The 13,991-nt window shown below is 68.4% G+C and carries 7 protein-coding genes; all 7 read left to right on the top strand.

Translation table 11 applies throughout. The annotated features are described in order from the left end of the window. Positions 1 to 54: 54 nt before the first annotated feature. The 7 genes from DB354_RS21455 (at position 55) to DB354_RS21425 (ending at position 13,894) form a co-directional block, all read left to right on the top strand. The gene (locus tag DB354_RS21455; protein WP_158277658.1) at positions 55 to 3,381 is read left to right on the top strand and encodes a pectinesterase family protein; all 3,327 of its coding nucleotides are present in this window, start codon (positions 55 to 57) and stop codon (positions 3,379 to 3,381) included. Between the two features lie 275 nt (positions 3,382 to 3,656). Further along, a complete protein-coding gene (locus DB354_RS21450; RefSeq protein ID WP_107837676.1) occupies positions 3,657 to 4,268 on the top strand; it encodes a sigma-70 family RNA polymerase sigma factor in 612 nt (203 codons plus the stop codon). Next, positions 4,261 to 5,715, top strand: coding sequence for a hypothetical protein (locus DB354_RS21445; protein WP_107837675.1), 1,455 nt, complete (start codon positions 4,261 to 4,263; stop codon positions 5,713 to 5,715). The genes DB354_RS21450 and DB354_RS21445 overlap by 8 nt, the downstream gene beginning before the upstream one ends. Positions 5,716 to 5,754: 39 nt before the next feature. Then, on the top strand, positions 5,755 to 6,312 hold the full coding sequence (locus tag DB354_RS21440) for a hypothetical protein (protein ID WP_107837674.1): 558 nt from the start codon (positions 5,755 to 5,757) through the stop codon (positions 6,310 to 6,312). A gap of 6 nt (positions 6,313 to 6,318) precedes the next feature. Next, positions 6,319 to 8,283: a dynamin family protein gene (locus DB354_RS21435; RefSeq protein ID WP_107837673.1), complete on the top strand. Its 1,965-nt coding sequence runs from the start codon at positions 6,319 to 6,321 to the stop codon at positions 8,281 to 8,283. Then, complete coding sequence (locus DB354_RS21430) at positions 8,280 to 9,896, top strand: dynamin family protein (RefSeq protein WP_107837672.1); 1,617 nt, start codon at positions 8,280 to 8,282, stop codon at positions 9,894 to 9,896. Before DB354_RS21435 ends, DB354_RS21430 begins: the two co-directional genes overlap by 4 nt. Further along, entirely contained in the window at positions 9,893 to 13,894 is a 4,002-nt protein-coding gene (locus DB354_RS21425; RefSeq protein WP_107837671.1) for an Hsp70 family protein, read from the top strand. Before DB354_RS21430 ends, DB354_RS21425 begins: the two co-directional genes overlap by 4 nt. The last annotated feature ends 97 nt before the right edge of the window (positions 13,895 to 13,991 follow it).

The raw sequence follows: 13,991 nt of genomic DNA, 5'->3' as shown, positions 1-13,991 counted from the left end.
ACGTTCGCCGCCCGCGCACCTTGGGCGTGGACTGCCACGTCCTTCTCCCCGCGCATGTCCCTCCTCGCCTGCTACCGCCCCGTCCTCCGCCTGGCCGCCTTTGTCGCGCTCCTCGCCCCCACGCTCCGCGCGAATGCCGCCTCCACCTGGCCGCTCTCGTCCGCGTTCCCAGCACCCGGCGCCACCCACGTTTCACCCGACACGCCCCTGCGGCTGGCCTTCCCGGCGGACGTCCAACTCGGCCAGGGCCGCATCCATGTGCGCGACACCGCCACCGGCCGCGATGTCGACGTGATTGAGGTGGGCGCCCCGTACGCGACGCAGACGATCGGCGGCGAACCCAACTTCCGTTACCTGCCCGCCACGGTGACCGGCCGCGAGGTCACGCTCCACCCGCGCAACGGCGCCCTGCAGTACGGCGCCAGCTACACCGTCACCGCCGAGCCGGGAGCCTTCACCGTCGGCCATCAGGCCAGCGCCGCGCTCGAACAGGGCTGGACGTTCACCACGCGCGCCACCCCGCCCGCCGCCGGCACGCCGCGGATCGTGGTCGCCGCCGACGGCACCGGAGACTTCTGCACCGTGCAGGGCGCGATCGACTGGATTCCGGAAGGCAACACGCGCCCGGTCACGCTGTTCATCCGCAAGGGCACGTACCGCGAACTCATCGTCATCGCCAACCGCCACGCGGTCACGCTGCTCGGTGAGGATCGCCGCGAGTCCGTCATCACTTACGCGAACAACGACCGCTTCAACCCCACCAACGGCAACCCGTTCGGCTCGCCCCAGCCCCAGCCCAGCGCCGCCCCGCTCGGCGGCGCGGTCTACCATCGTTCAGTCCTGCTCGCCCATCGCGTCGACGATCTCGTCCTCGCCAACCTCACCGTGCGCAACGCCACGCCGCAGGGCGGATCCCAGGCCGAGGCCGTGCTCCTCAACGGGACCACCAGGGCCCGCGCCATTCTCAAGGACGTCGATCTCTACAGCTACCAAGACACGCTCCAGATCAACGGCCAGGCCTACCTCGAAAACTGCCTGATCGAGGGGGACATCGATTTCATGTGGGGCACCGGCCCGTGCTTCTTCTCGCGCTGCACCGCGCGCAGCCTCCGCTCCGGCGCGTATTTCACGCAGATCCGCAACCCCGGCACCAACCACGGCTACGTCTACGTCGGCTGCACCTTTGAAGGCGCGAAGGGCATTATGGGCAATTATCTCACCCGCGTGAGCACCGCCCGTTTCCCGCACAGCGAGGTCGTCCTCCTCGACTGCACGCTCACGCCCGCCGTCCACCCCGTCGCCTGGCTGCTGCAGGGCCCGCAGGACCCCGCGCAGATCCATTTCTGGGAACACAACAGCCGCCTGCCCGACGGCCAGCCCGTCGACGTGAGCGCCCGGCTGCCCGGCTCCCGCCAGCTCACCGAGCCCGCCGACGCCGCCACGATCGCCAACTACCGCAACCCGACCTGGGTCCTGGGCAACGCCTGGAATCCCCGCGCCGCGCCCATCTTCACCGCGCCGGCTGCTCCCGCCGCGGTGAATCCCGCCGCGCCAGCCATCGTCACCCCGCCCGCGTCGCAACTCGTCCTGCTCGGCACGTCGCCGGAGCTGCACGTCCTCGCGACGAGCCCCGTCGCCACGCCCCTGCGGTATCAGTGGAATCGTGACGGACGCCCCATTCCTGGCGCCACGCACGCCTCGCTGCGGTTGCCCGCCGCGACCTGGGACACCGCCGCCGCCTACTCGGTAACCGTCCGCAACGACCAGCACGCGACCACCAGCGCCGCCGCCATTCTCACGCCCGTCGCGCCCCAGCCCGCAGCCCGCGCCCCCGACCTGCCGCACCTCGCCCCGGCCGTCTTCGACGTCACCGCCTTCGGCGCCGTGGCCGATGGCATCAAGGACAATGCCTCCGCCATCCAGGAGGCGATCGACACCGCGGCCGCCGCCGGTGGCGGCACCGTTCTCCTTCCGCCCGCCGTGCGTCCCTACCGGTCAGCCCCCCTCACCTTGCGGTCCGGCATCAGGCTGGAGATCGCAGGCGGCGCCGTGCTCCAAGCGCTCCCATACTCGGCCTCGTCCGCCCCCGGGTCCTACCCGCTCACCGGGAAACGCTACGCCGACTTCATCAGCGCCTCCAAAGCCCACGACATCGCGATCTCCGGCGCCGGCGTCATCGACGGTGACGGTGAAGCGTGGTGGGCCGCCTTCCGCGCCGACAAGAAGATGCCGCACCGGCCTTACCTCGTCCGTCTCAACAATTGCGAACGCGTGCTCGTCTCCGGCCTCACGCTGACCCGCTCGCCGATGTTCCACGCCGCCATCAGCGCCGACCACCTGACCGTCTTCGGGGTGACCGTTGACAGCCCCGAGGGGCCCAACACCGACGGCCTCGATCCCGCCGGCACGCACCATCTGATCCAGAACTGCTACGTCTCCTGCGGTGACGACAACGTGGTGATGAAGCCCGGCGGCACCTTCTGCCAGGACATCACCATTACCGACTGCGTCTTCGGCCTCGGTCACGGCATGTCCGTCGGCGGCCAGAGCAATTGCGGCCTCGACGGCATGCTCGTGCGCAACTGCGCCTTCCAGGGCACCGTCTCCGGCCTGCGACTCAAGGCCGACGCCACCCAGGGCGGCGAGGTGAAGAACGTTGTTTACCGCAATCTCACGATGGATGCCGTGCGCTACCCGATCGTGTTCTACAGCTACTACAAGATGGTGGGAAACCCCGGTTCGCCGAGCGGCAGCAACGCCACCACGCCGGAGAAGGTCCGCGCCTGGAACACCGAGCCGCCGCTGCCGCTCGCGAGCAGCACCCTGCCATCCTGGAAGGCGATCACCATCGAGCACCTGACCGCCACCCGCGCCGGCGATTTCAGCATCATCTGGGGCCTCCCGCTCGCGAACTTCCTGATCGAGGACGTGCGGCTCCAGGACGTCCGCCTCTCCGGCGGCCGCGGGCTCAAGCTCTACAACGCCACCAACGTCCGCATCGACGCGGCGTCCGACGTCGGACCGGTCGATGCCCTCAATACGCTCGCCATCACCGCGGAGCCCAAGTCCGTGCAGGTCCGCGCTGGGGAAACGGCACGCTTCGTGGCGCACGCGGTCGGCGCCGCCACGTACCAGTGGATGTTCGCCGGCCAGCCGCTCGCGGACGGCCCGCGCAGCGACGGCGCGGTGATCAGCGGCGCGCGCGGCGCGCAACTCGAGGTGCGCGGCGTCACGCCCGCCAACGCCGGCAAGTACAGCGTCCTCGTCGCCGGTTCACTCGATGGCTTTGACGTGGCAGCGAATCGGCCCGCGCCCGGCACAATCCCAGTTTCGGCCGCGAGCGCGCCGGCGACGCTGACGGTCGCCCCCGCGCAGCCCTGACGTCCCGCCGCGCGCCGCGCTCGCACCGCATACCCTGAATTTGTACTTGCGACCGATCTGCAGCGACGAGGCGCAAGTCCGTAGCAGGTACCCCGCAGCCGCGGGCACGGATCGGGGCTTTTGCCTCGGGCGGAAGCCGTGCGCTCGCTGGCTCGCCCAGATCCGACGGCGGCGCAGATTATAGCCAGTCTGGTGCGAGTGACACCACGACCGGGATTCAGCTTGTCAGGCTTTTGACGCCCGGAATCCTCGGCGCGGCGCCTTCCAGCCGCCGCATGAACCCAGTGTCATCTGTGGAGTACCCTCGGCTGTCCGATGCACAGTTGGTGGAACGGATCGTTTCCGGCGATGCCGCCGCGATCGCGTGGCTGCTGTGCGACCAATGCGGGGCGCGTCTGAAATACCTGGCGGCCGTCCGGTATCGGGCGGCGGGCTGGGAGTTCGAGGAGCTGGTCAGCGAGGTCTTCCTCCAGCTCAGCCGGCGCGACTGGCACGCGCTGCGGCTGTTTCAAGGTGAGAACCGCGCCGGTCAGGCCTGCCGGCTGGCGTCGTACGTCACGTTGATCGCCTCCCGGCTGCTCGCCAAAAGAATCATCCGCCAGCCGTCAGAAATGCGCGCACCCCGTCCTCCAGACCAGGAGGAGGTGGATCGTCTCATCGACGCCCTCCCCGAACGGCACCGCCAAGCCAGCGAGATCCGGCAAGCCATCATGCAACTGGAGAACCTGCAACACCGCGACATCCTCTTCCTCTACAAGGTCGAGGAACGCAGCGTCGCGGAGGTGGCGGAGCTGCTGGGCATCTCGCCGGCCAACGCCTATACGCGCTGCAGTCGAGCCATCGCCGACCTGCGATCACTGCTGGAAAAGGAGGGGGTCCATGCCTGATTGTCCCAACGACCTGGCGCTGCTGCGGATCGTCGAGGGCCGCGCCACCGACGACGAGCTGCGCCGCTGGTCGGCGCACGCCAGCCACTGTCCGGCCTGCCAGGAGGCGTTCGCCACGCTCGCCGCCACGAACCTGCGGGAGGTGGAGGGCACGCTTCCGCCGGTTTCGGGTGAAGAAACGCGCCGCGCGCTCCGCCGCCTGCGCCAACTCGCGCGGGCAACCGACGCGAAGAACTCCACCGTCAGCTCCTTCCCGCTGCCGGGCCTCACCACCCTCGGCGGCCTCGGCGCGCTCGTGTCCCGGCTCGCCGGGCCCGCCGCGCCAATCGCCGGGCCCATGTTCGCGGGCGCCGACGGAGAAAAACACGACCCGTCGGTAAGAAATGACGCGAATGCGGCCTCGGGATCAGGTGAGCACACAACCGACGACGCCCTTGGCTTCGCCGGCGATTCCGCCACCGCATCCTTTCACGACGCCATGACCCAATCGGATCCCGCCAAGCAATTCGGCGAAGTTCCAGCCGGAGCGACCCCGCAAGACATCTATCAGGGCTACTCCGACACCTGCGCCATTCGCAGCCAGGAGATCGTCCTGCGCGACTTCGGCGTCCATATCTCCCAGGAACAGCTCATCGCCGAGGCCACCCAGCGCGGCTGGTACCAGCCGGGCCACGGCACCTCGCCCGAGGCCGTCGGCAACCTGCTGGAGGCGCACGGCGTCCAGGTCCAGCGCTTCGAAAACGCCAACATTTTTAATCTCTCCAACGAGCTCGCCCAGGGGCACAAGGTGATCATCGGCGTCGATGCCGGCGAGCTGTGGGACCGGGGCATCGGCGAGCGGGTGATGGATTTCATCGGCCTTGAGCAGCCGGATCACGCGTTGATCGTCTCGAGCATCGACACGACCGACCCCAAGAACGTCAAAGTCATCCTCACCGATCCAGGCACCGGCCAGGTCGCCGCCGAATACCCGATGGAGCAGTTCATCGACGCGTGGAAAGACTCCAACTGCTTCATGGTGTCGACGGTGGAACCCGCACCCGTCTTCGCCCCGGGGATGGAGAACTTCAACTATGCCACCGGCCACCTCGCGACCGTCGGCGAACTGCCCTACGCGACGTTTGCCGAGCTGCACGACTTCGCCCTCGCGCCCGACACCGACGTCATGGCCCTCGGCCGGCTCGAGCTGATCTTCAGCCAGGCGGCCCACCACTATCACGACCTGCAGCTCCAGTTCGGCCAGCCGATGGACTTCGACGCCTTCGCGAACCAGCCGCTGAACGATTTCGATGCCACGCTTTCCCGCCGCCTGATCTCCCTGGCCCAGTCCGATCCCGGCGTGGCGGATCCGCTGCACGACTTCTTCCACCTCGATCCGGTCGAGCCGCCTTCCACTCCCGACGCGTCCGATCTCGACGCCGGACAAGACCCAGGAGCCTTGAGCTGAGTTGCCCGCGTCCGCCGCAAAGGGTGACGTCGCCTGCCGATGAGTTTGCACCGGTTCTCGGATCTGATCGCGCGCTCGCAGCGCCTGCTTCAGGCGGCGCGCATCTGGTTTGCCCGCAAGATCGCGCCCAACGCTCCCGTGGTCCCCGCCCCACCCGCGGCGGCGCCCCGCCCCGCGTCCAGCAACGCGGCAACCCGGGCGGGGGCGCAGGCCTCGGCGTCCGCGTCGCGTGCCAGCGATGACAGCAAGGCCAGGCTCATCGGCCGGATCGTGGACACGATCGACCTGCTGGCGGGCATGAGCGCGCGCGCCACGCAGCCCGCCCAACGCGCCGAGCTCCTGCTGGTTCGCACCGCGCTGATCGAGACCATCGAGGCGCAGGGAGCCACGCTGATCGACAGTGATCAATTGGACGCCGAACGCCACAAGCCGATCGGCGTCGAGCCCGCCCGTGATCCGCGGCAGGCGGGTCCGCAGATCGTGCGCAAGGGCTCCACCGGTTTCACCCTCCTCGGCCGAGTCTGCCGGAAGCAGGAAGTCGTCATTTCGCAGCCGCCTCCAGCGCGGCCCGTCCCGGGCCGCCCGCAATCCCCTTAACCGCTCATGAACCCAGTCTTGCCCGCCACGCCCACGCCCGGTTCCCCGGCGCAGCCCACGGTGATCACGGATCGCCAGAGCGTAATCACCCTGCTGGAGCGGATGGCCCTCGTGGAAACCAAGCTCTTTGAGCGTCCCTCCGACGCGATGCTCACCGGCACCATCGATCGCGTGCGGCGGGGCATCTTCCGCCTCGTCGTGATGGGTGAGGTCAAAAAGGGAAAGTCCTCGTTCATCAATGCACTCTGCGGCCTGCCGGGCCTCGTGCCCGTCCACTCCGACGTCGCGACCTCTACCCTCTTCAAAATCAGCTACGGCCCGAAGGTGCGCTACACCGTCTGCTGGGAGATCGAAGGCATTCCGAGCCGGGAGATCTCGCCGGCCGAGCTCCCCGCGTACGGCACGGAAGCGGGCAACCCCGGCAACGCGAAGCAGGTCGGCCACATCGCGGTCGAGGCGCCCGCCCGGGTGTTGCAGGACGGACTGGTGATCGTCGACACCCCGGGCATCGGTGGCCTCTACGCCAAGCACCGCGAGATCACGTATCGCCACGCCCCCGACGCGGACGCCGTCTTCTTCGTCACCGACAGCGTCGAGTCGCCGCTCGGCAGTGAGGAGCTCTCGTTTCTCGCCGAGCTCCGCAAGATCACGGGCAACCTCGTCTTCATCCAGACCAAGGCCGAGGTCGGACGGCAGGCGGCGCAGCAGCGCATGGCCAACAACCTGGCGATTCTCGAACACGCCGGATTTCCCCGGGCGGGGCTGCGCTACTTCTGCCTCAGCTCGCGGCTCAAGACCGACGCGGACCAGGCCGCCGGCACGGATCCGGAAGGCGCGCGCGAGGACCTGGCGGACAGCGGCTTCCCGGCGCTGCTGCAGGAGTTCCAGGCGCGGCTCATCCGCCAAAAGGAGATCAATCTCTGCACCACCGCCCTTAGTCGCGCCCGTGAACGCCTCACCCTGCTCGAGACCGAGGCCGCCGATAAGCGGCGGGTGACCGAAGCCGACACCAAGGAGAAGCGCGATGCCATCCAACGGGAGCTCGAGGCGGCGCAGGCCGCCATCCGGACGTGGGAAACCGAGAGGCAACCAGGGTTGCTGCGCGAGTTTGCCGATTCACTGAACGGGCTGAAGATCGACCTCAACACCTCGCTGGCGCAGAAGTTCAAACCCGGCGGCGATATTGCCGAGGCCATCGAACACCAGCTCGCCAAGGCCACCGATGCCCAGGCCATGTACGCGATGGTCAATCCGCTCGCCGAGGAAGCGCGCGCGGAGGCATCGCAGGTGCTGGTCCTGGCCACCCGCCGGCTCCATGAAGGAGTCACGCGCCTGGTCGGCGCCCTGGCGGACAAGGCCGGCGCGCAGATTGCGCTGAAGCTCGATCCGCACGACGAACACGCCGCCGAGGCCAGCGACACCGGCCAAACCGCGCTGGCGGCTCTCGCGCAGAAGGCCGAGGACCGGCAGGTCTTCGAAAAGGCCAAGATGGGATTCTTTGGCGGGATGGCCGCCATGACGATGGCGAGCATGGCGGGCGGCCTGATCGGATCGGTGGTCCCCGTCGTCGGCACCATCCTGGGCAGCTCGCTCGGCGTGGCCATCGCGGGCCTGTGGGGCAGCGCGCTCACGCTCGAACACCGCCGGAAGCAGCAGGCGGAGTCGGCCAAGCGCGAGATCATGGGGGCGATCAACCAACTGCTGGGCAGCGCGCAACTGGCGGCCTCGGCGGAACTCTCCAAGGCGGCCGTGGCGGCGGAGTCCGCGGCAACCGCGACCCTCCGCAGCGCGGTGGCCGACATCAAGGAACGGCTCGACCGCCGCGTGAAGGAGCTGGCGGCCCGTCATCGCCAGACCGAGGCGCAACTCGGCGAGGAACGCGGGAGGAACAAGGCCATTGAGACAACGCTCGCGCGACTGAGGCAGGAACTGCAGCTCCGCACCGCGGCCCTGAACGCACCCCAGTCGTGATCACCCGCCAGGACTTCCACGAGTTCCTCCGGCAGAGCGCGTCCGATCTCGAGCAGATCGAATGCGTGCGTGCCCACAGTCGCGCCCTCACCCGGCTCGCCGAACGCGTGCACAGTCCCTTCACCGTGGCGATCGCGGGCCGGATGAAGGCGGGTAAGTCCACCCTCTTGAACGCGCTGGTTGGCCAGACTGTCGCCGTGTGCGGCACGGAGGAATCCACCGCCACGATCAACGTCATCCAGCACGGCGCGACGGACCAGCTCCAGCACTTCGTCGTCCACTGGAAGGACGGCCGGTCCGAGCCGATGCCCCGGTCGCGGATCAGCGAATGGGTGGGCAAGTCCCCCGACGTCGTCGAGCGCGTGCGGCAGGTTTCGCGCCTGGAATTCTTCGCGGCGGTGGAGGCCCTGCGGAAGTTCCGCATCGTGGATACGCCGGGCACCGGCAGCGCGGAGGACGCCCACGAGGAGACCGCCCGGCAGTTCCTCGATCCCGAGGCCATCCGGGCCTCGCTGGCGGAAAACGAAAAGGCTGACGCCTTCATCTACGTCGTGCCCACCATCGGGCGGGAATCGGATCGGGCCACGCTCCAGCAGCTCGGGCAGAGCCGCATCCCGGGAGCGGACGCCTACAACAGCGTCTGCGTCGTCCACAAATGGGACGGCCTGGACAGTGCGGATCCCTTCGACGAGGCCGAGCGCAAGGCCGCCCAGCTTCACGCGCAACTCGACGGCGCCGTGGCCGAAACCATGGCGGTCAGCGCACCGCTGGCGCTGGCGGCCGCCGAAGCTCCGGACGCGTTTTGGGAGCGACTGCTGGCCGTGCTGGCCGGCACCGAGGCCGTCGCGCTGGAACGTTGCCTCAAGACGCGGGACCGCTGGGAGCGCGAGCCGGCCCGCCGGGCAATTCTGGACCTCTACCCTGCGCTGCCCTGGGTGAGCTTCGTGCTGCTCGCGAAGCGACTCACCCGGGAGACGCCGGCCTCGGGAGCCGACGCCCGCCGGCTGGCGCGCCAGCTTTCGGGGATTGAGCGCCTGACCGCGCTGATCGAACGCCGCTTCTTCCGGCGGGCGGAGCTGCTGAAGCTCTTCCAGTTACTGGTGCTCGCGAGCAAGGAACTCCTGCCCGCGGCGCTCGCCCTGAACCGCCACGTGGCCACGTTGCGCCAGCAGCTTGCCGCGGCCACGCAGGCCCAAGGCTGCCTCGGCGCCTTCGCCCCGGCGCCCGTGCGCCAATGGATCGACGGCGTCGTGCGGGACCTCACCGCGGAAATCGAGCGCTGCAACCGTCTCGCGCTCGGGTTTGACCGCCGTCGCCTCGCGTGGTCCGCGCAGGTCGAAGGCCTGCACCTCGACTTGCGCACGCTCGACTGGCTGCAGGGCCCATCCCACGGCCTCAAGCCGGACGAACACTGCATCGCCTGCGCCGCGTGCATGATGGCGGAGCCCGACTCGCACGGCATCTGGGACACGACCCCGCTGCCGGAGCTGGGACGGTGGATCGACGCGTTCCGGGGCAAGAGCCACACCTGCGCCCGCGCGCTTCAACCCGGCCTGGAGCACATCACCGCACGTCTCGAGGAAATTTATCATCGGCTACTCGCAAGATCATGAGTTACGCACCGCAGATCGGCGTCGATTTCGGCACCACCAAGACCCTGGTTTCCCGCTGGATGGGACGCTTCCCCGTCGGGCACCCCGAACCCATCCGGCTCGGCACCGGCCGCGACGACATCCCCACGGTGCTGTACAGCGAAGGCAACGGCGCCTTCGCGATCGGCGAAGAGGCGGAGGACAAGGCGGTGTCCGCACCCTCCCGCTACGTCGATAACTTCAAACGCCTGCTCGGCACCGACACCAACCGGGTGATCGACGGCGAGAGCTTCACGCCCGTCGACCTCACGGCGGCGTTCCTGCGGGACCTCGTTGCCCAGTGCCAGGCGAAAGCCACGTATGCGACGATCGAGCGGGCCGTCATCACCGTGCCGGTTTCATTCGGCCCGGCCGCGTGTGAGTCGCTCGAACAGGCGGCCCGCCGCGTGGGCTTCAAGGAGATCACGCTGCTGCCTGAGCCCGCCGCGGCGGCGTATGCCTACCTGCACGAGCAGAAGCGTGCCGGCCGCCCCCTGGCCGAGGATCATCGGGTGCTCGTTTTCGACTTCGGTGGCGGCACGCTCGATCTCGCACTCGTGACCCTCAAGGGCGACGCCGCGTTCGCCCACCCGAGCCTCTACTCCGGCGACGCCCGGCTCGGCGGCGTGGACATCGATGAGCGCCTGGCTGCCTGGGTCGACGAACAACTGGCGCAGCAGGGCGAAGGCCCACTGTCGGCCCTGCCGATCGAATATCACAGCCGCAACCGCCGTGCGCTGGTTGAGTGCAAAGAGCGGCTCTCCCGCGCGGAGAAGGCCGCGGTGCTGATCGAAAATGGCCAGACGCCCCGTCGCTTTGAATGCACCCGCGAGCTGTTCAACGCATGCATCGAGGACCTCTGCGCCAAGGCCGTGCGGCTGACCGTGGAGCTGCTCGAACGCTGCGCACGGGAGGGCCTGACGCCCGCGGAGGTCCTGCTGATTGGCGGCTCCTCGCAGATCGCTCTCGTCCGGCAGATGCTGAAGGCGAAGACCGCCCTGCCGCTCGTCGACTATGCGAATGCGCTGGCGGCGGTTTCCCTGGGCGCGGCGCATTACTGCGCCTCGCAGGGCACGGACAAATCCACTCTGACGGGCCGCGACCTGCTTGAGTTCGAAACGATCCGCGAACTAGCGCGTTCCCCGGGCAGCACGAGCGACGATTTTACCAGTGCGGCCAGCCGGGCCGACGTATTGCTATCCTCCTGCCCGGATCATCTTGAGCTGTGGCGGCTGCGCGCGGAGCTCGCGGTAAAACTCAACGACCGCGTCGCCGGCGTGAAAGCCGCCGTCCAGTTCATCGAGGCTGGTCTCATCAATTCCTCCGCCGAGGACCTGCGCCCGCTGCTCCTCGCGCTCAACCGCAAGAACTGGATTGCCGACGCGGAGGCGCTGCTGGCGCTCCGGCAGAGCATCGAGGCGGCCCTTCAAGCCCACGACGTCGATGCGGCCCAGCGCCAGCTCGATGAGTACCGCAAGCTGAACTCCGACGACCCGCTCTGCGCCTCCCTGGCCGCAGCCATCGAGCGCGAGCAGGTCCGCCAGGCCCAGGAGCTCAAGCTCCAGTCACTCGAGAGCATCTTTACGACCGCCAGCGAAGAACACGCGCACGGCCGGCCCCAACAAGCCGCCGAAACGATGGCGGCGGTGACCGCCTCCCTGGCGGAGCAGGCCGGCAGCTGGCTGCCGGAGTTTTCCGCCCCCGCCGACGATCTGCAGCGCCGGCACCAGGCCCTGAAGGCGGCCATCGATGAGGCGTTGAGCGCGGTGGCGGCGCAGGTTCATTGCCAACTCGAGCGCATGCAGTCGGCGTGGGACATGGGCGACCTTGCGGCCGTGGAGTCCGCCTTGTGCGACGCAGAGTCCGTCAACTACGCGTCGGAGGACGTGGCGGCATGGCGGGTCAAACTGAACACCCTCAACACCGTCATCGCCGATGGGCAAAAGGCCCGGACCGCCCGGCGCTGGCGCACGCTCAAGCATTCGGCCCTGCGGGCGCTCAAGGCGTGTCCCAACGCCGCGGCGCCACGGGAACTCCTCGCCACCGCCAGCCGCATGATCCGGCGACGCCTGATCCTCTTCGGAGCGACGCTGGTGGGATGCACGGCACTTGTCATCGCGGGGTTGCTGTATCGCGACTACTTACACGCCCTCGGCTACATCGAGGACGCCCGAAAACACGCCCAGGCGGGCGAATGGGATGCCGCGAGCCAGGATCTCCGCTGGTCGAGGTACGCATGGGAGATTTCCCAGACGCGGGTGGTCGAGCGCAGCATCGAGTCCCGAGTGAACTGGGACAACAAAGTCGCCGGACTCCTGACCGAGGCGGAGGAGAAGATCGCCCAGGGTGACTCGGCCGGAGCGCACGATGCCATCGCGGCCATCAAGGATCTTCCCTTGCCGGCGCTGCCCAAGGTACTGTCCGAGTTCATCGGCACCGCGGAGCTCCCCGGCGCCCTGTCGCCCAAAAACGCGGCGCGCTTGGTCAAGCTGCAGGAGGCACGCGTTCGCCATGAGCTAAAGACGGCCGGGAAAGCGGCCGACCAGGGCGACTTCGAACAGGCCAAAAGGCGCCTCGAACAGGCGTCCCGGCTTGGGCCATTGACGGAGGAAGTTGCGGAGGCACGGACGCAGCTCGCAGGGCGGATGAGCCTCGCGTTTGCCGAATTGCTCGGCTCGGCCTTGCGCGAGCGGCATGCCGGCAAGGCGCAGGACGTCATTGATCGCTTTGCCGCCCTGACCGGCCAGGCCTACAAAGTCACCGGCCGAATGCTGATCGGAGAAACCTCGCTGGAGCGGTTCCTGGAGCATCTCTCGGCGCTGGGCATCGACGTGCAGACGACGGACGCCCGCGGGATGCGGCGCGCGATTCCCTTTGTGGAAGCGGCGCGGACCCAGTTCCGAAACCCGGCCGACGCAACCGCATTTCTGAGCCGCGCCTATGCCGACTGGAGTCGCGAGCTTGCCCGCCGCCAGCTGCCGGGAGCAGCGCTCTATCTCGCCGATCTCGCGGCCGCCAGCGGCGCGACCCTCGACACCGGTTTCCGCGATGAGCTCGTGCGGGATGCCACCCGCCAACTCGATGCCAGCGTCGACTGGGCGATACCCAAGGTGGTCGACGAAGCCATGCTCCCCGGAGCGACCCAGTGTCGCGAACAACTGATCCGCACCCTGGCGGGTCCCCATGCAGGCTGGTTGTCCTGCGCGTCGGGTGGCCGCGCTCCCCTGCTGACCACGGTGATCGCCCTCGATGCGGTGGAAACGGAGGATGAGAAGAAGACCTCCGAGGACAGTGTCCGGTACAAGACCGGCACCCACACCGAGACAAATCCCGACTACGAGAGAGCGAAACGAATGTACGACGCGGCGTACGAGCACGCCACGTTCATGGCGATGAGTTCCGCGCGGATGGCGTACGGCGATCCCTACGGGGCCATGGCAGCCGTGCAAAACATCCAGCGGGCGCAGCGGGACATGGAGGAGGCGGCGGACACGCTGCGCCGAACCCCGGCCTGGGTCGAGGTGCCGACCTACGCCAAGGAAACCTACACGATCATCGACCATGCCCTGACTCACCGGCTCCCAGTGCGCATCGAGTTCTCGCGCGGCGGCAAGACGCTCGCGTCCCCGTTAAGTGGACGCGCCGCGACATCCGAACGTGGCCGCGAGATCAAGGGCAACCGGGCCAGGGGCGTGCCGGTCCAGGACCCCGCGTACATGGACAAAGCCACGGTGCGGAGGAAGCTGACGGACAGCCTCCTGGCGATGGACCTCACGGTCGTGGCCGAAACGTTTCAAAAGGCCGTGGGCGAGGCCGTCATCGCCCGCGCGCAGGAGCAGAAAGACGATGCGCTGCACCAGGCGGACAAGCTGTGGTGCCTGCGAGTCCTGTGGAGATCCTCGGGGCAGCCGTTTGCCGAGGAGAAGACTGCCCAGACGTCGCTGCGCCAAGCCCTCGGACTGCCCGCGGAAGGAAGTTGATGTGCGGGATGCGCAGGCGGTCTTTTGGTTCTACGGCCGTGTAAGAAGGTCGGGGCAGCGGCCCTCAAGGAGAGTAGGCGCCAAGGTGCGCGTGTTC

The organism is Opitutus sp. ER46, assembly GCF_003054705.1.
Classification (GTDB): domain Bacteria; phylum Verrucomicrobiota; class Verrucomicrobiia; order Opitutales; family Opitutaceae; genus ER46.
This window is presented reverse-complemented; position numbering and strand designations above follow the sequence as displayed.